Raw genomic sequence first — 21,464 nt, forward strand, 5'->3', positions numbered from 1 at the left:
TAAAGTAGACAATTGAAACCGATCTGTAACCAATATTTTTTACTGTAGTCTAATTAACTACAGATCTAACCGTGTTAAAGTTATTATTATGAGAGAGAGATTACTAGTAGCCATTTTACTGTTGTTTACTTATACAGTTAGTGCAGAAACAGAAATGATTGCTGTGGTAAAAAGCGGTTCGCTAACGGGAATTGTTATTGATGTAAAGACTAAAGAACCTTTGCCATATGTAAATGTGGTGATACGAGATGCAAACAACCAAATATTAACCGGAGGGATTACCGATGATAAAGGAAAGTTTAGTATAAAGAAAATTGCGAAAGGAAAGAATGTTATTGAAATTCAGTATATAGGTTACAAGCCTTTTGTGAGAGAGCTTAATTTCACAGCTAAAAATTCAACTTTTAAGCTTGGTACTATTCGTCTTGAGGAAGATGCTGAAGTTCTTGGTGAAGTAACCGTAAGAGCTGAATTATCGACAGTAACTCAAAAGATAGACCGAAAAGTGGTTAATGTGGGTAAAGACCTGACCGCAGCTGGTTCCACAGCTTCAGAGGTTTTGAACAATGTGCAGTCGGTAAGTGTCGATAGCCAAACAGGAACGGTTAGTTTAAGAGGAAACGAGAACGTTAGGATTTTGGTTGACGGTAAACCGACTAATATTAGTGCGGCACAATTGCTACAGCAAATACCATCCACCTCTATTAAAAGTATCGAACTAATTACCAATCCATCTGCAAAGTACAACCCTGAGGGGATGAGCGGGATTATTAATATCGTGCTAAATAAGAATGCGAATATCGGATTTAACGGTAATGTGAATGTGGGTATAACACGAGGTGAAAACACACGTATGAATGGTTCTTTAGACATGAACTACAAAACTGGTAAGGTGAATTTTTTCATGAACTTTGGTGCTAATGGAGGAAAAAGAGACAATTATGGTGATGTGTTAAGAAGCTCTCAAGCTGCGAATGGCGATGTTGTTCTTGATAATGATATTTTACAGAAATTTAGTTTCCTAAGCGATAATAATTCCCAGTTGCTAAAGGTAGGTGCCGATATCTATTTAAATAAAAAGAATACACTTTCCTTTTATACCACACAGAATTTGCGCGATGGTGTATTTGATGGTACAACAAAGATTTACAGAGGAGCAATGTTGGATTATCATAGTTTAATGAAATCGGAAACGGATAATTCTACAGGTACTTATAATATTAACTATAAAATTGACTTTGAAAAAGAAGGACACAACTTGGAGTTTGAAGCAACTTACAGTAAAAGTGATTCTCCTGAAGATGCAACTTATACCGAATTACTTAATCCAATTGACCTGACTTCGAATTATATAGATGATATTAATAATGATTACGCGAATACACTTCTAAATCTGGATTACACAAACCCATTGTCGGAAAATACAAAGTTGGAATTAGGGTTGGAGTATAGAACGAATGATACTGAGAATTCAAGAGTAACCAATCAGCACGATTTTACAAATAATGAAATCGGCAATTCTGCTTTTACATACGACAGAAGCATCTATTCGGGATATGTGAATTTAAATCACAAAATAGATAAGTTTTCGATGCAGATAGGTGCTCGATTTGAGCATTACAAGGTAGACGGAAGCTTTGCCAAAGGAGCTGAAAGAGCTAAGTATACCGATGACCGTTTTACGGTGTATCCTTCTGCATTTTTCACTTTTAATCCGAGTGAGAAAAATCAATTTCAGTTGAGTTACAGCAGGAGAGTAGACAGACCTTCTATTCAGCAGGTCAATCCGATTAGAGAGTGGAGTACGCCTTTGATTAGTTCATTTGGTAATCCAAACCTGGATCCTCAGTTCACGAACTCCTTCGAATTAAATTATACAAAAGGCTTAAAGAAAGGTTCTGCTACAGTTGGGGTGTTCTACCGAAGAGTAAATGGTAATATTTCGAGAGTATTGAACAAAGACCCTTTGGATGTTGAAAAAGTGGAAATGTCCTTTTATAATACCGATAGCAACGATCGTTACGGTGTTGAGTTGTCGGCAAATTACCGATTCGTTAAGTGGTGGTCGATGAATGCCAGCTCCGATTTGTATATCCAGAAAGAGACAGGGGTATCGAATGGAGATAATCTGGAGATCACAAACAATTCCTTTAACGTTCGAGTATCGAATAGCTTTACAGCAACTAAAAAATTGAGATTCCAATTGTTTGCCATGTATCGTGGCGGAGGAGAAGATCTTCAGTTCGAAGTGGATCCAATGTGGATGATTAACACAGGCGTAAGTTATGCTGTACTGAAAGGAAAAGGAAGAGTAACCTTTAGAGTGAATGATATATTTGAAGGCATGAAATTTAAATTTAAGTCAGAAGTGCCTTATAAGCAGGGTGGCGAATTCCATTGGGAAAGCAGAACGGCCTATTTAGGCTTTTCGTACCGATTTGGTAGTGGAAAAAACAAAGCCAAAAGAAGAAAGCATAGAGATAATCGTGAAACACAAGGTGGCGGTGGATTTATGTAGACCCTATTTCAATTATATACATTTGTTTTAATAAAAATCTCCCTATTCTATTTTGAGTAGGGAGATTTTTTCTTCTACGGATAAACAGGAACGAATGAAGAGACCTGTCAGCGTCAAGCTTGTTTCCTAATTTGATTGTATTATAGTTTAAAAAGTAGTTAACTTCCCCGTAGGAAATACATTAAAGAAAAAAGAGATCCTCAATGAAAAAATTGCTAAGCACCTTATTGTTTTTTCTGTTAATCGGAATTGGTTTTGCACAAACAACTCCAGAGAAATTAAGCGAAGCCGCCATAAAATTAACAGAACAAAAGGTTATTTATGACCCAAGCTATTTCTCAATTGCCTATCCAAATGGAGATGTGCCAGCAGATAGAGGTGTATGCACGGATGTAATTATTAGAGCATACCGTGAATTGGGCGTTGATTTGCAGAAAGAGGTTCATGAGGATATGCGAGCTAATTTTTCTTTGTACCCAAGTATTTGGGGACTGAAGCATACCGATAAAAATATAGATCACAGAAGAGTGCCTAATTTGATGAAGTTTTTCGAGCGACACGGTAAGGTGAAACCGATAAACCAAAATGCTGCATATTATTTGCCTGGCGATGTGGTGTGCTGGAACTTAGGGGGAGCAACTACTCATATTGGTATCGTAATCAATAAAAAATCTAGAGATGGTAAGCGCTTCTTAATTGTGCACAATATTGGAGCTGGGCAAGTAATTGAAGATTGTTTGCTAGACTACCGAATTATTGGTCACTATACTTATTAATAATTTCGTTCAGGTTATCCCTGATTTGTAATCAGGGACCATGAGTTTAGAATTTTCAATTCATTAGTGTTGAAAGTCGGATTGTAAATCCTTAACTACTTACCTGTAAATTGCAAATTTACAAGAGCTACTAGGTTTTCTATTAGCTAATTTTGTGAATAAAAGTTAAAAAGTGAACGTTCATTCGCTTTGTGATTTATTTTATTTATATTCGTTCTATCAAAATCATAAAAAATAAAAACGAATTAATAGAATGAAGAATATTTCAAACACAATTTGGACAGGCGTTAGGATTCTCTTTGCCATTTTCATGATCATGGGTGGTGTGCAACATTTCTTAAAACCAGATTTTTATCTTCCTTTTGTACCTGACTTTCTTCCGTTTAAAATGGAAGTGATTTACATGTCAGGTTTGCTTGAAATTGCTTTGGGGGCTTTGCTTTTGCTAAAGAAATATGCAAGAATAGCCGCAATGGGTATTTTCATTTTAATGGTATTATTCTTGCCCATTCATGTTTGGGATGTCTTTTCAAGTACTCCTGCAATTGGAACGCACAAAGCTGCACTAATCCGATTGCCATTTCAATTTCTATTTATGGCAATAGCATGGAAAATAAAGCAAGTAGTACTAATAAATCAGAAGTAATTACAAGCATTATGGCAATAAGAGAGAAAAGTAAGGAGAAGCGGAATGCATTGTTGAATGCAACTTTAAGTTTGGTGAATAACAATGGTTTTCATGATGCACCAATGTCGAAAATAGCAAAGATGGCTAAGGTATCACCTGCTACGATCTACATCTATTTTGTAAACAAACAAGATTTAATTAACCAGTTGTATCTGGAAAGGAAACAAGCATATACAGAACGTGCTTTCGAAGGATATTCAGAGGTAATGCCAGTTAAAAAAGCATTCGAATTAATCTGGTACAACATTGCCGATTATAAGTTAAAAGAATTAGAAGAATCGTGGTTTTTATCGCAATGTGATAACACAACGATGATCGAAGAGAAGGTTAGACAAGAGGGTTTAAAACACTTACAGCCTTTGTTGGATTTGTGGGAACGTGGTCAGAAAGAGGGAATTATAAAAGATGTTTCGCCATATGTACTATACGCGTATGCAATTAATTCATTATCTTTTTTAATGAATATGCAAAAACGAGAGTTGTATCAATTTGATAAGAAAAGTTTAGATGAGGCATTTCAGGCTGCCTGGGATAGCATAAGAATATAAAGATGGGAAAGACAGCAATTGTATTAGGAGCAAGCGGATTAACAGGAAAGTTATTGTTGAATCAACTTTTGGAAGATGAAGATTATACAAGCGTTAAAATCTTTAGCCGAAGGAGTTTGAAATTGATACATCCTAAGTTAAAGGAGTATGTTGGAGATCTTCTAAAATTGGAAGAATTCAAAAAGGATTTTACAGGCGATGAGGTGTTTTGTTGTATTGGAACTACAGCGAAGAAAACGAAAGACAAAGCGATTTATAAGAAAATTGATTTTGGAATTCCTACATCAGCAGCAAAATTAGCTAGAGCGAATAAGATTAAAAGTTTTGTGGTGATTTCGGCCTTAGGGGCAAATCACAAAAGCAATATCTTTTACAATCGAACAAAAGGAGAGATGGAGAAAGTGATTTTAAATCAGAAAATTGCAAACACCTATATTTTAAGGCCATCGCTTATAAAAGGAAAAAGAGAAGAAAATAGATTGGGTGAGGGAGTTGGAGCCTTTTTCATGAAAATGGTAAATCCTTTTTTATGTGGAGGATGGAAAAAATACCGCGCAATTGAGGCGGAAACAATTGCAAATGCGATGCATGCTTTAGCGCAGGCAAAACCCGATTACAATATCATTGAATCAGACAAAATACAAGCAATAGGAGCCTATCTGTAAAGATAGTTAGGCTTTTTTTATCCTCGAAAGAGAATGAACATTCACTAATAAAAAAGATAAAATTACAATATGAAAGCAATACAATTAAACAGCAGACCAGTAGGCGTACCGCAATTATCAGATTTTAAATTGGTGACAGAAGAACAGCCGAAAATTAAGGCTGGAGAAATGCTTTTGAAGGCATCTTACCTTTCTGTAGATCCCTATTTACGAGGTAGAATGATGGAAGGTAAATCGTATATCGCACCATTCGAATTGAACGAAACCATGAGCTCTGGTATGATTGCAGAGGTTGTAGAATCAAATTTAGAAGGTTTTAGCAAAGGAGATTTCGTTTCGGGTATGTTGGAATGGAAAGAGTACCAGGCTTCTAAAGGTGAGGAATTAATGAAAGTAGATGGCCAAAGAGCTCCTTTATCTTCTTATTTAGGTGTTTTAGGAATGACAGGCTTAACGGCCTATTTGGGCTTAACAGAAATTGGGAAACCAAAAGCTGGCGAAACAGTTGTGGTATCTGGTGCAGCAGGTGCGGTAGGAAGTGTTGTTGGTCAAATTGCGAAGGCATTGGGATGCCGCGTGGTTGGAATTGCCGGTAGCGATGAAAAAGTAGAGGAGCTAAAATCGAATTATGGTTTTGATGCAGGAATCAACTACAAGACGACTGAGAACATGACAAAGGCTATTGCGGAAGCTTGTCCTGAAGGAGTAGATGTTTACTTTGATAATGTTGGCGGAGAAATTTCCGATGGCGTAATGATGAATGTGAATCAATTTGCAAGGGTGATTGTTTGTGGAGCAATTTCGATGTATAACGCAACAAGTATGCCTATGGGACCGCGATTAGATTCGATTTTGATTAAAAATTCGGTTCTGAAACAAGGATTTATCGTTTTTAACTATGCCGAAAAATATGGAGAGGCGATGTCTCATATTGCAAAATGGTTGCAAGAAGGAAAGTTAAAATCAACAGAAACAATAGTTGAAGGATTTGAAAATACACCGCAAGCATTTATCGATCTTTTCGAAGGAAAGAACAAAGGGAAAATGATTGTGAAAATCTAAATTGTTTTTGTCGGTCATTAGTATGTATTGGAGAATAGATGAGTTGGATTTGTCAGCCTGACGTAAGGCGTGTTACTCATTCTAAATCGGAGTGCAAATAAGGATCAGGCTGACTTGATTTTTGCATACTTTTTTACCTAAGAAAAAAGTTTGAGCCCAGCGGCTCGAGCGAAAAAGAAAATTAATTGTGGTGATTTTCAGATAGTAAATCACTAGGTTGTAAAATTTAAAATGAAATAGAATGTTACTAAAAGTAGAAGCTTTGAAAATATTATTTGTGTTAACATCTCACTCTCAAATGGGAGATACAGGACACAAAACAGGATTTTGGGTAGAAGAATTTGCCAATCCATATTACACATTGGTTGATCAGGGAGTTGAGGTTACCATAGCAACACCAAAAGGTGGTGCTGCACCAGTTGATCCAACTTCGAATTTGCCTCAGAATGCAACGGAAGATACCAAGCGCTATAACGAAGATGAGGCTGTTCAGAAAAAAATAAAAGCAACTTTAGTGCTAGCCGATGTTAATTTTGAAGATTACGATGCGGTGTTCTATCCAGGTGGTCACGGTCCTTTATGGGATTTGGCCGAGGATGCTACTTCTGCAAAATTGATTCAGGATTTTAATTCGGTAAACAAGCCAATTGCATTTGTTTGTCATGCTCCAGCAGCCTTAAAACATGTAAAAAATTCAAAAGGCGAAGCGCTTGTGAAAGGAAAGAAAGTAACTGGATTTACCAATGAGGAGGAAGAGGCTGTTCAGTTGACAAAGGTTGTTCCTTTCTTGGTAGAAGATATGCTAAAAGAAAATGGTGGTATTTATAGCCGTGGAGCCACTTGGGCAGCCTATGCGGTGCAAGATGGAAACTTGATTACAGGACAAAATCCGGCATCATCAGCACTTGTGGCTGAAATGCTATTGAAAACACTTCGTAAGAAGTAATCTCAATTGGTTCTTAAATATTTGAGAGTCTTTGAATGATTTAACGTCATTCATTGGCTCTTTTTATTTGAATACTTCTGCTTATCTTTGATGTCAGGAATAAAATAATCACGATAAGAAGTATAAGCATGGATCAAGAGGATTTTGACAAGATCAGGAAGATAAAAAAGGAAAGTAAAGAGGCTTATAAAGATTGGAGTAGAGAGGATGATGATGAATTGATCAATTTGTTTTTTGATAACATTCCGGTCGGTGAAATGGCTCTTAAATTAAAACGAACCAAAGGTGCTGTTCGTGCCAGAATTCGAAAAATGGAGTTGATACATATTAAAAAGAAAGCTTCTCCTTCAGCTGATTCTACGAAGAAATAGGAGCGAATATAAAATAATATATCCCCCTTGAGTATAACACTCTTGGGGGATTTTTGAATAAAGTATTTGGCTTATTTACAAGTGAATCTTAATTTTGAAGCCAGGGTATGGATCTTTAAAGAAATCGTTGAAATAAATTTGAGGAACAATGCTTATGTTTTCGTTAATTTTCTTTTCGATACCAAGACGGAATGAATCTTTCTCAAATAAATCGCCATTTCGTTTTACCAAGTATCCTAAATTTAATCCGTACCAGTCTCCTTTATTTGGATTTTTTGAAAAATTACGTTGATAACCTAATTCAACCCAATGATTGATGTTTTCTTTTCCAGATGAGAAATCATACATCCATTCGTAGCCCAATGAAAAAGCTTGTTTGGCTAAACTTTTGTTTCCCAATTGGATAGTCATTTTTGTATAAAAACTACCATTCCAATTGCCTTTTACATTTTCAAGAGAAGTACCAGCCGTTAAAATAATCATATCATTATTTACTGATAAGGTATTGTTCTGGTGAACTAGTTCTGCCGTATTATCATTTTGTATTTTTACCCAAGCTACAAAAGGAGACGATTTAAGATGCCAATCTTCATTCTTTAATACTTCAGTATCTGTATTCTTTAAAATTTGAGAGAAATCATATTCTTTGAGTTCTTCCAATTGTTTTATCGAACTAAAGTAGATGGCAAGCTTTGAGTTTAATTCTAGCTTATTGTTACCCTTAATCACCAATGCAATCGCAGTATCGGTTGGAAAGTATATTCTTTTTTGAATGGCAACTTCATCAATAGAAATGATATTTTGATTGTCTTTCAAATGAATGTATTCTTTCTGTTTTGTGCATTTTATATGATATGCTTTATTTGAGTCTAATTCTTTGATATTTAGTGTTCCCCAACGGCTAAGGAAATCACTAAGAAGATTTTTAATATCAAGATGATCTGCTAGAACATTTTTCCCATTGTAATTACTTCTACTTTCAATCGTAGTGCCATTAGGCATTTGCATGCGAATCGTGTCTGAAAGAAATTTACTTTCATTGCCAGCAATCGCTTTTATCGAAAAGAGAAAGAGTAGTCCGCTAAGTATTACTATTTTATTTGTCATACGTTTTAATTTAAAGTGTGAATGAACGAGGTTCATGCTTATTTCATCGTGAGGTCTTTGAACAATGGCGCCGATGTCTCAGACTCACTTGACTTATTCTTAAATGTGATTTTAAATTTCCGATTTGGGTTATTTGTTGTTTTTTTAGTCTTCGAATTATTTTTTGATAAAGCCATTAAAGCTTCTTCATTAATATCAATCGACAATCCTTTTGTTTGATTTTGGCTTTCAATTTTTTTCAATTGTTGAGCATACCATTTATTCGTATCAACCAAATTATTTTTCAATGCATTGATACTATCTTGTAACGAATTGGTGGTTAGTTTCTCCTCGTTTAATTGTTGTTGTAATGCTTCATTCTCAGAAGTAAAACGTTCCAGATTTGCAGTAAGATTAGCCAAGGCTGTTTTCGCGTGTTCTGATTCAACGATCTTAATCTGAGTTTTATAAATGATTTTTGTTTCAACTTCTTTTTGTGCAAACTGAGTTTTTTGTGCTTTGACCTGATTTAATTCTATTCTCAATTGGTTTTGGCTCATTTGTAAGCATTGATTTAATCGATAGGAGTACCCCCAACCACTCAATAGGAACAAGATAATTATAACGGCGACTGCTCTAAACCAGGTAAGGTAAATGACCTTATTTTTTTTAGGTGTTTGCATAGAGCTCCACACAGCATCTTTATCGAATCCTATGGTATTTTCTTCATTATCCCAAGATTCGAAAGCGTTTTTTATTTGTTTTTCAACGGATTGCTTCATATCTCACCTCTGTTTTTGTAATCATTTCTTTCAATAACCTTCTAGCCTTACTCAACTGCGATTTCGATGTTCCTATTGCGATGTTTAGCTTTTGTGCAATCTCTTCGTGTTTGTAGCCTTCAATTGCATACAGGCTAAAAACAGTTCGGTAACCATCAGGTAAATTCAATACCATTTGGATTAAATCATCCTCTAGTAATTTCTCATCACTAGTTAGTTCCGATTCTTCTATGTCTTCAATCAATTCTAAAGTGTCCGAAAATCGAAGGTTCTTTCTAATTTCCATTAGCGATTGATTGATCGCAATCTTCTTCATCCAGGCTTTTAGTACATGTTCTTCTTGTATATCAGTTTTCTCGATGCTATTAAAAATGCTTAAAAAGCTCTGAGAAAGGACGTCTTGACATAGATCCCTATTGTTTACATACCGATAGCAAATACGATACAGGTAATCAGCATACTGCTTGAATAGCTGTTCCTGAGCTTTCGGGTTTTTATTTTTAAGAGCTTTAATTAATTTCTTCACAAGCCGAGATCGTAATTGTTTCCTACAAACTTAAGAATGCAGATTCATTTAAAATGGTTGCCTGAGGTTAAAAATATTTAAATAGATAATTATTCTTTCTAATAAGAACTTCTTAGTTATTTGATAATTGTAGCGGTGGTTTAACTCTTATTTTAAAGTTTAAATTACAGGTATTTGTTCTTTTGATTTAGGAGCTTTTTTAAGCTGTAATTATTTGATTTATAACTATTTTGTTCTTTATGCTGATTATCCAAACTATTCGACTACCTTTGCCGCTCAATTTTAAGAAGATATATGACATTTGACAAATTAGAACTTATTGAGCCTATTCTAAAAGCGATTGAGGAAAAAGGCTATACTCATCCCACACCAATACAAGCAAAATCAATTCCAATTTTACTTCGCAAAAGAGATTTACTAGGCTGTGCACAAACAGGAACTGGTAAAACTGCTGCATTTGCGATTCCAATTTTGCAACATCTTTGCAATGATGCGCGACCTGAAAAAGGGCGACGTAAAATTAAAGCTTTGGTTGTTACACCAACAAGAGAATTGGCAATTCAGATTAGAGATAATTTTACTGAATACGGTAAATACACAGGAATTATGAACACCGTTATTTTTGGCGGTGTAAAACAGGGTGCTCAAACACAAGCATTAAATAGAGGTGTTGATGTTTTGGTTGCGACTCCTGGTAGATTGTTAGATTTAATCGGACAAGGTTACATCTCATTAAGAGACATTCAATATTTTGTTTTGGATGAAGCGGATCAGATGTTGGACATGGGATTTATCCATGACATCCGACGCATTATTGATATGTTACCAAAAAGAAGACAATCATTGTTCTTCTCTGCTACTATGCCTCCAAAAATTGTAAGCTTAGCAGGTAAAATGCTTGGTAATCCAGATAAGGTAACCATAAAGCCAGAACAGGCTACTGCTGAAAAAGTAGAGCAATCGCTTTACTATGTAAGCAAAAAAGCAAAACCAAAATTGCTTATTTTTCTTCTGAAAATTCAGGAGATTGAATCTACTTTGGTTTTCTCAAGAACAAAACATGGAGCTGATAAAATTACCAGAGTGCTTAAAAAGGCAGGAATTAATGCCGAAGCAATTCATGGTAATAAATCTCAAAATGCACGACAGCTTGCATTAGGGAACTTTAAAAATGGAGACACAAAAGTATTGGTTGCTACCGATATTGCTGCACGTGGTATCGATGTTTCGCAATTAGAATTGGTTGTGAATTACGATTTGCCTAACATTCCAGAAACTTACGTTCATAGAATTGGTAGAACTGGTCGTGCAAGTGCAAGTGGAAATTCAATTTCTTTTTGCGATGTGGAAGAAAAACCATACCTAAAGGATATTCAGAAGCTTATCCGTCAAGAATTACCTGTAGTGACAGATCATCCTTTTCTTCCTGGTGGAGTAGAAGACGTTGCTGTTGCTGATGAGAAGCCACAAAGACAAGGTCAAAGAAAAAGACAAGGTCAAGGTTCAAGATCTTCAAAGCCTAATAATTCTGGTAAAAAGGAATGGCGAAGAGGTGGATCGGGTGCGAATTCGTCAAGAAGAAGACCTCAGAAGAAGTCAGAATAGTCTTACAGAAAATATAAAACAAGAGCCGAAGAGAGAAATTTCTTCGGCTTTTTTTGTACTTCTAATTTAGATATAGTAAGGCTTATTATGATCTGTTTATAGCTTTGAAATATCATTTCTTATCATTAATATTATGCTTCCTTATTAATCCACACAATAAAAAAAATGAGAAAGAATTTCTACCTCCTGCTATCGCTGGCAATATTAATTCCTGCGATGTTTTCCTGCAAAGACAAAAAGAATGTAAAACAGAAAGTTGATCCAGGTTTTGGGCAATATATTTCAGCATTTACATCTGGCGTCGTTTCGTCTGAATCCATAATCCAAATTCGTTTGGTAAATGATTATGCCCAAAAGGTTGAGTCAGGTCAGGAATTAGAAGCTGGTATTGTGAAAATAACTCCAGCTGTAAAGGGAAAAGCATATTGGAAAGATGCTCGTTGTATTGAGTTTAGAGCTGAAACTCGCATGAAGTCGGATACGAAATACAAGGTGAATGTGAATCTTTCGAAATTGATGGAAGTGCCAGCTGAATATTCGAATCTGAAATTTAATTTTCAGACCATAAAACAAACTTTTACACTTACTGGAGAAGGCTTACAGTCTTACGATAAGACGGATATGCTTTATCAGAAATACAAAGGCTATATCACAACGGCTGATGTAATTGTTGATGATGAGATCGAATCGGTATTGGAGGCTACGCTCAATTCACAGAAAAGATCTATTGAATGGATGCATTCGGCTGATGGGAAGCAGCATCATTTTGTTGTAGATAGTTTAAAAAGACAAGAGGAAAAAGGAGAATTGAGTTTAGAGTGGAATGGATCTTCAATTGGAGTGGATGAAAAAGGAGAAAAAGAAGTAGAGATTCCAGCGCTGAATGTATTTAAGGTGATGAGTGCAAAAGTGATTCAGCAACCAGAGCAATATGTGTCTATTCGTTTCTCTGATCCTTTAAAGAATAATCAAAAATTAGATGGTTTGGTTCGTATAGAAGGACAATCGTCTGTGATATTTATTATCGATGGAAATGAATTGAGGGTATTTCCAACCCACCGTTTATCAGGAACCAAAACAATTCGTTTCGAGGAGGGAATTCGAAATGCAATGGACTATTCTTTGAAGAAAAGCAAAAAAATGGAGCTTACCTTCGAAGATATTAAGCCAGCAGTTCGTTTAATTGGGAATGGTATAATTTCACCTTCATCCCAAGGCTTAATGTTACCGTTCGAGGCGGTTAGTTTAAAAGCTGTTGATTTAAGAGTTGTTGAGATTTTTGAAAACAACGTTCATCAGTATTTGCAAGACAACAGAATGGGTCAATCTGATAATATTAGAAGAGTTGCTCGTTTGGTATTGCAAAAAAGAATCGATTTGGGAACCAATCGTGCCGTTGATTTAAGAACATGGAATGCTTATACGCTTGATGTTGCGAATTATATAACTGTAAATCCAGGTGCAATTTATCGATTAGAGCTTCGCTTCAGAAAGGAATACGCAATGTATGCCTGCGAACAGGAGGAGAAAGATGAGTTGGTTAATATGGATGAATTGATTGCAGAGCAGCAGTTAGAAAAAGAAATGAAAGAATGGGATCAGCCAGGTTGGTATGAATCTTATTATTATCCAGAAGGATATAGATATAGTGAAAAAGAAAATCCTTGTCATGTTTCTTATTACCGTTCAGGTAGGTTTGTGAAGAGAACTATTTTTGCATCCGATTTAGGAATAATTGCTAAGGCTGGAAATGATAAATCAATCACTTTTGCGATTTCGAATTTAATTTCGGCAGAACCAGAAGCGGCAGTTGAATTGGAAGTTTACAACTACCAAAATCAGCTAATGGCAAATACCAAAACGGATAAAGATGGTTTGGCAAAAGTTCAATTGGATCGGAAGCCATTTTTATTGGTTGCTAAAAAGGGAAATCAACGTGGCTATTTGCGTTTGGAAGATGGTTCAGCATTATCATTAAGTAATTTTGATGTTAGAGGGCAAGTGATTCAAAAAGGAATCAAAGGATATATTTACGGTGAACGTGGTGTTTGGCGTCCAGGAGATAATTTGTATCTCACTTTTGTGTTGGAAGATGAAGGAGATGTATTGCCTGATAATCATCCCGTTGTTTTTGAATTGATTAATCCACAAGGACAAACAGTAACGCATAAAGTAAGTACTGGTGGCGCAAATGGCTTTTATTCATTTGTTACCCCAACCGATGTAGAAGCTCCAACTGGAGACTGGTCAGTGCGAATAAAGGTTGGAGGAGCTACTTTTAGAAAGAATATTAAAATTGAAACCGTTAAACCAAATCGATTAAAAATTAATCTTGATTTTGGTACTGATGTTTTAAAATCTACTACAAAAGATCAAAAGGCAGAGATGGAAGTGAAGTGGCTTCATGGAGCTATTGCTCGTGATCTGAAATCAAATATAAGCTTGCGTTTAGCACCTACAAAAACAAGTTTTGAAAAGTATCCTGCTTACATTTTTGATGATCCATCGAAAGAATTTTATGCCGATGAGCAAGTCATTTTTGATGGGAAAATTGACCAGAGTGGAAAAGCAACTGTAGCTTTAGATTTAAAAGGTAATAAGTCTGCTCCGGGAATGTTGAATGCTAATTTTATCACTCGTGTTTTTGAAAAAGGTGGCGATTTTAGTATTGATATGCAGAGAATTAAATTTGCACCTTACGAATCATTTATTGGTCTTAAAATGCCAGAATCAGAGAGAGGATGGTTCCTGACAGATACAGATCATGATGTGAAGATTGTAACGCTTGATGCGGATGGAAATCCTGTGAGCAGAAAGAATGTAATTGTAAAGGTTTATAAGATTGATTGGCGTTGGTGGTGGGATGCTGGTCAGGAAAATTTGGCTTCCTATATTGGTAGATCATCTACAAGCATCGCATTTCATAAAACAATTTCTACAGAGAATGGAGTGGCTAATTTAAAGCTAAACATTCCATATCATTCATGGCAAGATTATGGTCGTTACTTAATTCAAGTTGTTGATAAAGACAGTGGTCACTCCGCTGGTCAGACGGCTTATTTTTCGAAATGGTATGGTCGTTCTCCGGAAGGAATGCCAGGAAATGCAAGTATGCTTTCTTTCACTTCGGATAAAGACAAATACAGCGTAGGAGAAAAAGCTAGGGTAACAATTCCTTCTTCAAAATCGGGAAAAGCTTTGGTAAGTATCGAAACTGGAGCAAAGGTTTTACAGGCTTTTTGGGTAGATACAAAATCGAAGGAATCAGAATTTTCATTTGATATTACCCCGGAAATGGCTCCGAATGCATACGTGAGTGTCACCTTAGTGCAACCTCATGCGCAAACCGAAAATGATCTGCCTATTAGAATGTATGGTGTGATTCCAATTTTAGTGGAAGATCCAAATACTCGTTTAAGTCCGGTGATTGATATGCCAGATGTGTTAGAACCTGAGAAAGAATTTAAAGTGACTGTATCCGAAAAGGATGGGAAAGCAATGACTTATACATTGGCAGTTGTTGATGATGGTTTGTTAGATTTAACCCGATTCAGAACGCCAAATCCGTGGAATACATTTTATGCAAGAGAAGCCTTAGGTGTGAAAACCTGGGATATGTACGATTTGGTAATGGGTGCTTATGGTGCAAGATTAGAAAAAGCATTTGCCATTGGTGGTGATGAGGATGCTGGAGACAAAAAACAAGCGAAAGCAAATCGTTTTAAACCAGTCGTCATGTTTTATGGACCTTACACTCTTTACGCAGGGGATAGTAAATTGCATAAGATCACGATGCCGAATTACGTTGGTTCTGTTCGTACGATGGTTGTTTCTGGTTACAAAGGAGCTTATGGTTCTGCAGAAAAAACAACACAGGTTCGCAAACCTCTAATGATTCTTGCAACACTACCAAGAGTAGTTGGTCCAAGTGAATCGGTAAAGTTACCGGTTACTGTTTTTGCAATGGATCCTAAAATCAAAAATGTTAAAATTAAGGTGGTTCCTAATGAGTTTTTAACATCAGAAGTTAGTCTTGAGAAGACAATTACATTTGACGAAGTAGGAGAGCAGGTAATTGATTTTGATTTGAAAGTAGCCTCTCGTTTGGGGATAGCCAAAGTGAAAGTTTTAGCTGAAAGTGGAAATGTAAAAACAACTTACGATATTGAATTGGATGTTCGCAATCCAAATCCTCGTGTTGTAAATGTGAATGATACTTTATTAAAAGCTGGTGCGAGCTGGAATAAGCTATTGGAATTACCAGGAATGCAAGGAACGAATAAAGGTGTATTAGAACTTTCTAATATTCCACCAATCGATTTTGGTCGTCGTTTGCAATACCTTATCGGATATCCTCACGGTTGCATTGAACAAACGACGTCTTCCGTATTTCCACAATTGTTTTTAGATAAGGTTGTGACTTTGTCTGCAGATCAAAAATCAGATATTAATACGAATGTTCAGGCGGGCTTAAACAGGTTGTTGAGTTTTCAGATTCCTGATGGTGGATTTTCATATTGGCCAGGAGGAAATTATGGTAATGATTGGGGAACTAGTTATGCTGGGCATTTTATGTTGAAAGCAGAAGAATTAGGTTACACTTTACCAATGGGATTAAAATCTGCATGGTTGCGATACCAAAAATCAGCAGCTAAAAGATGGGAAAGTTCTTCATATAGAGGTGGCGTTTATTATTCGCGTCATGATTTATTGCAAGCTTATCGATTGTATACTCTTGCTGTAGCATCAGATCCAGATTTGGCATCGATGAACAGATTAAGAGAACAAACCAAACTTTCTTCTGCAGCAAAATGGAGACTTGCAGCAGCTTATCAATTGATTGGACAAAAAGAAGTTGCCGAGAAGTTGATTGAAAACTTAGGGACAGAAGTAAAAGCTTATCGAGAACATTCTGGTTCTTTTGGTTCTGATACTAGAGATAGAGCAATGATTTTAGAGACTTTAAGTTTGCTAGATAAAAGAACAGTTGCATTTCCAATGGTTCAGAAGTTATCAGAAGAGCTTTCAGGAAGATCTTGGATGAGTACTCAAACAACAGCATTTTGTTTAATTGGAATGGCCGAATTTGCAGGTCGTGGAGAGTCAAAACAATTAAATGTTGCTTATTCATTAAATGGAGAAGAACAGGAAGAATTGTCAACGAGCAATCCAGTAATTCAAATTCCTTTGGATTTAACTTCAGGAAAGCCTAATGTGATTGTCACCAATAAATCGGATGGAATTTTATATGCACGTGTAAGCATGAGCGGAATTCCGGAGACTGGAGATCAAACATCTGCAGAGAAGAATTTGAAGATGAATGTTGTTTACATGGATATGAATGGGAATTCGATTGATGTGAAGAAATTGCAGCAAGGAACAGATTTTAAAGTTGAAGTTCGATTGAATCATCCGGGTATTATGGACGATTACGAGCAAATGGCATTAACGCAGATTTTCCCTTCTGGATGGGAGATTGTTAACACTCGATTTGGAGATGTCGATGAAGTTAGTAAATCAGACCAGCCAACATATCAGGATATTCGTGATGATAGAGTTTATACTTATTTCGATATGAAACGCAATAAAAGTAAGACATTTACAATGACATTGAACGCAGCTTACGTAGGTAAATATTATTTACCAACTGTGAATTGTGAAGCCATGTATGACGATCGCGTTAATGCTCGCAAACCAGGCCAATGGGTTGAGGTTGTGAAGTAATAAGATAATATTTAGCAGATACTCAAGGTTTTCTTTAGTGGCCTTGAATTTGGGTTAGGTATGAAAAAATGAATACTAAATTACCCCAAACCCCTAAAGGGGCTTAAAAAAAAGGAAGTATGAGTGTTGGCGATCAAGTATCAATGTTTTACAATTCGAAACCTCATATTTTTGAGAAGGCTAAGTGGCTTAGAGATAATATGACTGTTTCAGAGTTGAAGCTTTGGAAAGAGTTAAAGGGAAAGCAAATTTTAGGCTTACGATGTAGAGCACAGCATCCTATTGATATCTTTATTGTTGATTTTTATTGTCACTCATTAAAGCTAGTAATTGAGGTTGATGGAGGAATTCATGATTCAAAAGACCACAAAGAGTATGATATTGGTCGGGAGGCAGAACTTACAAATTTGGGTATTGTGATCATTCGTTTTACTAATGAGGAAATAGATAATGATATTAATAAAGTATTAAATAAGATAAGTCTAATAAGTAGTAAAATTCAGCAGATACCAAGAAGTCCCCTTTAGGGGATTTAGGAGTGCTTGTGTGATGTAAATAGTTTAATATTGTATCGTAAATCAATACGGTAAATTGCAACCAATGAACCTACCAAAAATAAAATATTGCCAAAGTAAAAAATGCCGCATTTTCATGTTGGCATTTTTGCTGTTGGGAGTTGGTTTTTGGTTTTCAATACCAGATAAACTGTTTAATGATCCTACTTCTACGATTCTATTTAGTCGGGAAGGTAATTTGTTAGGAGCAAGAATTGCTACAGATGGGCAATGGCGTTTTCCAGAATCGAAGGAAGTGCCAGAAAAATTTGAAAAAGCCTTATTGACATTTGAGGATAACTATTTCTATTCCCATTTTGGTGTAAATCCCGTTTCAATGGGAAGAGCATTCATTCAAAATGTTAAAGCTGGTCGTGTGGTGAGTGGTGGAAGTACGCTTAGCATGCAATTAATAAGAATCTCGCGTAAAGGTAAAGGTCGAACGGTTTACCAAAAGATCGTAGAGATAATTAAATCTTTTCGATTAGAACTTGGCTATTCGAAGAAAGAAATTCTTGCTTTGTATGCCTCTCATGCTCCTTTTGGTGGAAATGTTGTTGGCTTGGAAGCTGCTTCGTGGCGATTTTTTGGGCGTAGTGCAAGTGAATTGTCTTGGGCAGAAGCATCTACTCTTGCTGTTTTGCCAAATGCACCATCTTTAATCTATCCGGGGAAAAATGGGGAAAAGCTTCGAAAGAAAAGAAACCGATTATTGAATCGCTTACGAGATAAAGAAATTATAGATTCGACCACTTGTGAGTTGGCAAAATTAGAAGATATTCCAAGACAAGTTCATGCTTTGCCGATGATCGCACCACATCTTCTCGATCAGGCGAACAAAGAGTACACTGGAGAACGAATTAAGAGTTCAATTCAGTACCGTTTGCAGCTTCAGGTAAATGAGATTGTGAAGAAGCATCAGCGAAATTTAGAGGCGAATCAAATTTACAATATGGCAGTTTTGGTATTGGACGTAAAATCTGGCCAGAGTATTGCATATGTTGGTAATACAAATAAGCAAGGAAAGGAAAATCATGCCAATCAGGTTGATGTGATTAGAGCGCCTCGAAGTACAGGAAGTATTCTAAAACCATTTCTGTTTGCAAGTATGTTGAATAGCGGTGAGATTTTACCACGGACATTAGTTCCTGATATTCCCACTCAAATTGCTGGCTATTCACCTAAGAATTTTAATTTGCGCTACGATGGAGCGGTTCCTGCTCGCAAGGCTTTATCCAGGTCTTTAAATGTTCCTTCAGTACGAATGCTTCGTAGTTTTGGCGTAGAACGCTTTCATTACACAATGAAAAAATTGGGAATGCTACGTTTGAATCGGCCTTCAGGTCATTATGGTTTGTCATTGATTTTAGGTGGTGCAGAAGGTGAATTGTGGAATTTGTGCGGAATTTACTCTGGACTAGCAAGAGGTTTAAAGCATTATAATTCAGATAAATGTTATTACTCAAATGACATTCGAAAGCCATCTTATCGGTTACAGGATACAGTTTTACATGGCAAAAAAGAAGCACATGCTTTATTAAGTGCAGCTTCTATTTACCAAACTTTTGATGCTTTATTGGAAGTAAATCGGCCAGATGGGGAAAATGGATGGAAATCGTTTTCTTCATCACGTAAAGTGGCGTGGAAAACTGGCACTAGTTTCGGATTTAGAGATGCGTGGGCAATAGGAACCACTCCCGATTATGTAGTTGGTGTGTGGGTAGGAAATGCCGATGGAGAAGGACGTCCAGGCTTAACAGGAGTTGGGGCAGCAGCACCAGTAATGTTCGATGTGTTTAATATACTGCCTACAGGATCTTGGTTCGATATTCCTTTTGAAGAAATGGAGGAAATTCAGGTTTGTCGTGAAAGTGGTAACAGGGCGAGTAGATGGTGCGAGACAGTAGATACGATGCTCGTTTGTAATGCTGGTTTGGAGACACTTTCTTGTCCCTTTCATAAAAGAATCCATTTGGATAAAACAAAGCGATATCAGGTGAATTCGAGTTGTGAGGAACCAAAAAATATGCACCATGTGAATTGGTTCGTTTTACCACCTGCGATGGAATGGTATTATAAAAAACGGAATGCTTTGTATCGTTCTTTGCCACCTTTTCGTGAGGATTGTTCAGGACATAACCAGATCGCAATGGAAATTATTTATCCGAAAGGGAATGATCAAATTTTTGTTCCAGTAGATTTGGATGGTATGTTGGGTAAGGTTGTTTTTGAAATTGCTCATCACGATCCTGAAGCAGAAGTTTTTTGGCATGTAGATGGCGATTTTATTGGAACTACAACGCAATTTCATCAGATAGAATTAAGTCCAGATCAAGGAGAGCATTTACTTACTTTAGTCGATAATCTGGGAAATACATTGAATAAGAAATTTACCATCGTAGGAAAAGAGGAGAATGAAATTAATTGAATATACAAGGAAAAAGACAGTCCTAAATCGAGCTGTTGAATTGTAAATCATTATTTTTTAAGTAAATTACAAAGAGAGATTTACTTAAAACAAATACTTAATGCTTCTTCTGATATTTTACTTATTTCTTGCGCTTGTTGTTTCCTTTCTGTGTTCGGTTATGGAATCTGTTTTGTTATCAACACCTCTTTCATTTTTAAATGTTCGAAAAAAAAATGGAGATAAAAGGGCAATTAAATTTTTAAAACTTAAAAACAATATTGATCGGCCTTTATCTGCAATTTTATCATTGAATACAGTTGCTCATACAATTGGAGCTGCTGGTGTAGGAGCACAGGCTACAAAATTGTTCGGAGAAGTTTATTTTGGATTGGTGTCGGCAGTTTTAACATTGTTAATCCTCATTTTTTCAGAAATAATTCCGAAAACCATAGGTGCTAGATATTGGCGAAGTATTGCCATGACTTCAGGCCTAATAATGAATGTAATGGTTTTTGTTACTTACCCCTTGGTAATTTTAACTGGCTACATCACGAAATTATTTTCACCAAAAGACAAAACAGTGTCGGTTAGTCGAGAAGAATTATCGGCTATGGCACATATTGGGACAAAGGAAGGTGCTTTGGAAGAAAATGAGAACAAAATAATTCAGAATTTAATTCGTCTTAAAACAGTTAGTGTTAATGAAATTATGACTCCACGAGTTGTGGTTTGTATCGCCAACGAAGAAATGAATCTTCAAGAGTTTCTGCATCAAAAAGAGTTTCTATATTATTCCAGAATTCCAGTTTTTTCTCAAAGGAATGATAACATTACTGGATATGTGTTCAGGCAATCCGTTTTTGAATATCTAGCCGAAGGCAAAAGGGATATTAAATTGAAGGAAATTAAAAGGCCTATTGTTATAGTTCCAAAGTTTCAAACTTTGCTTAAGGCATGGGAAAATTTGCTAGAGGAAAAGGAACAAATTGCACTCGTTGTAGATGAATATGGTGGAATGGATGGAATTGTGAGTATGGAAGATATAATAGAAACGCTTTTAGGTTTCGAAATTGTTGATGAAAGAGATAAGATAGTTGATATGCAGCAATATGCTCGAGAAAGATGGCAAGAACGAAAAGCCAAGTATGATATTTTCGAGGAGTTTGAAGATTCTTAAAATCGTTTCAGATAAGATAATGGATA

General features: G+C 36.1%; 16 protein-coding genes. 13 read left to right on the top strand and 3 right to left on the bottom strand.

All coding sequences use genetic code 11. The annotated features are described in order from the left end of the window. Window positions 1–88: 88 nt before the first annotated feature. The 8 genes from L3049_RS14240 to L3049_RS14275 all read left to right on the top strand — a co-directional run bounded on the left by L3049_RS14240 (window position 89) and on the right by L3049_RS14275 (window position 7,574). Complete coding sequence (locus tag L3049_RS14240; RefSeq protein ID WP_275110482.1) at window positions 89–2,518, top strand: TonB-dependent receptor domain-containing protein; 2,430 nt, start codon at window positions 89–91, stop codon at window positions 2,516–2,518. Between the two features lie 203 nt (window positions 2,519–2,721). Then, window positions 2,722–3,294, top strand: a complete 573-nt coding sequence (locus L3049_RS14245; protein ID WP_275110483.1) for a DUF1287 domain-containing protein — start codon at window positions 2,722–2,724, stop codon at window positions 3,292–3,294. Window positions 3,295–3,547: 253 nt separating this feature from the next. Continuing rightward, window positions 3,548–3,940 (top strand): DoxX family protein, encoded by a 393-nt coding sequence (locus L3049_RS14250; RefSeq protein ID WP_275110484.1) that lies wholly within the window; start codon window positions 3,548–3,550, stop codon window positions 3,938–3,940. After that, a complete protein-coding gene (locus L3049_RS14255) occupies window positions 3,901–4,530 on the top strand; it encodes a TetR/AcrR family transcriptional regulator (protein ID WP_275110485.1) in 630 nt (209 codons plus the stop codon). Before L3049_RS14250 ends, L3049_RS14255 begins: the two co-directional genes overlap by 40 nt. 2 nt (window positions 4,531–4,532) lie before the next feature. Further along, entirely contained in the window at window positions 4,533–5,195 is a 663-nt protein-coding gene (locus L3049_RS14260; RefSeq protein ID WP_275110486.1) for an NAD(P)H-binding protein, read from the top strand. A gap of 69 nt (window positions 5,196–5,264) precedes the next feature. Then, entirely contained in the window at window positions 5,265–6,257 is a 993-nt protein-coding gene (locus L3049_RS14265) for an NADP-dependent oxidoreductase (RefSeq protein ID WP_275110487.1), read from the top strand. 241 nt (window positions 6,258–6,498) lie between these two features. Further along, on the top strand, window positions 6,499–7,203 hold the full coding sequence (locus L3049_RS14270; RefSeq protein WP_275110488.1) for a type 1 glutamine amidotransferase domain-containing protein: 705 nt from the start codon (window positions 6,499–6,501) through the stop codon (window positions 7,201–7,203). A gap of 128 nt (window positions 7,204–7,331) precedes the next feature. Further along, a complete protein-coding gene (locus L3049_RS14275; protein WP_275110489.1) occupies window positions 7,332–7,574 on the top strand; it encodes a hypothetical protein in 243 nt (80 codons plus the stop codon). Between the two features lie 75 nt (window positions 7,575–7,649). On the opposite strand, the gene L3049_RS14280 is transcribed toward L3049_RS14275, so the two are convergent. The 3 genes from L3049_RS14280 to L3049_RS14290 are packed head-to-tail and all read right to left on the bottom strand — an operon-like array spanning window position 7,650 to window position 9,968. Further along, a complete protein-coding gene (locus tag L3049_RS14280; protein WP_275110490.1) occupies window positions 7,650–8,681 on the bottom strand; it encodes a hypothetical protein in 1,032 nt (343 codons plus the stop codon). 38 nt (window positions 8,682–8,719) lie between these two features. Next, window positions 8,720–9,442 (bottom strand): hypothetical protein, encoded by a 723-nt coding sequence (locus L3049_RS14285; protein WP_275110491.1) that lies wholly within the window; start codon window positions 9,440–9,442, stop codon window positions 8,720–8,722. After that, entirely contained in the window at window positions 9,426–9,968 is a 543-nt protein-coding gene (locus tag L3049_RS14290) for an RNA polymerase sigma factor (protein WP_275110492.1), read from the bottom strand. Before L3049_RS14290 ends, L3049_RS14285 begins: the two co-directional genes overlap by 17 nt. Window positions 9,969–10,262: 294 nt before the next feature. Between L3049_RS14290 and L3049_RS14295 the strand changes: the two genes are divergently transcribed. The 5 genes from L3049_RS14295 (at window position 10,263) to L3049_RS14315 (ending at window position 21,438) form a co-directional block, all read left to right on the top strand. Further along, window positions 10,263–11,573, top strand: a complete 1,311-nt coding sequence (locus tag L3049_RS14295) for a DEAD/DEAH box helicase (protein ID WP_275110493.1) — start codon at window positions 10,263–10,265, stop codon at window positions 11,571–11,573. A 165-nt stretch (window positions 11,574–11,738) separates the two neighbouring features. Continuing rightward, window positions 11,739–17,297, top strand: coding sequence for an alpha-2-macroglobulin family protein (locus L3049_RS14300; protein WP_275110494.1), 5,559 nt, complete (start codon window positions 11,739–11,741; stop codon window positions 17,295–17,297). A gap of 119 nt (window positions 17,298–17,416) precedes the next feature. Continuing rightward, window positions 17,417–17,824, top strand: coding sequence for an endonuclease domain-containing protein (locus L3049_RS14305; RefSeq protein WP_275110495.1), 408 nt, complete (start codon window positions 17,417–17,419; stop codon window positions 17,822–17,824). Window positions 17,825–17,897: 73 nt separating this feature from the next. Further along, a complete protein-coding gene (pbpC, locus tag L3049_RS14310) occupies window positions 17,898–20,279 on the top strand; it encodes a penicillin-binding protein 1C (RefSeq protein ID WP_275110496.1) in 2,382 nt (793 codons plus the stop codon). Between the two features lie 100 nt (window positions 20,280–20,379). Then, window positions 20,380–21,438, top strand: coding sequence for a hemolysin family protein (locus L3049_RS14315; protein WP_275110497.1), 1,059 nt, complete (start codon window positions 20,380–20,382; stop codon window positions 21,436–21,438). Window positions 21,439–21,464 lie beyond the last annotated feature (26 nt).

The sequence above is a fragment of the Labilibaculum sp. DW002 genome, assembly GCF_029029525.1.
Lineage (GTDB): Bacteria > Bacteroidota > Bacteroidia > Bacteroidales > Marinifilaceae > Paralabilibaculum > Paralabilibaculum antarcticum.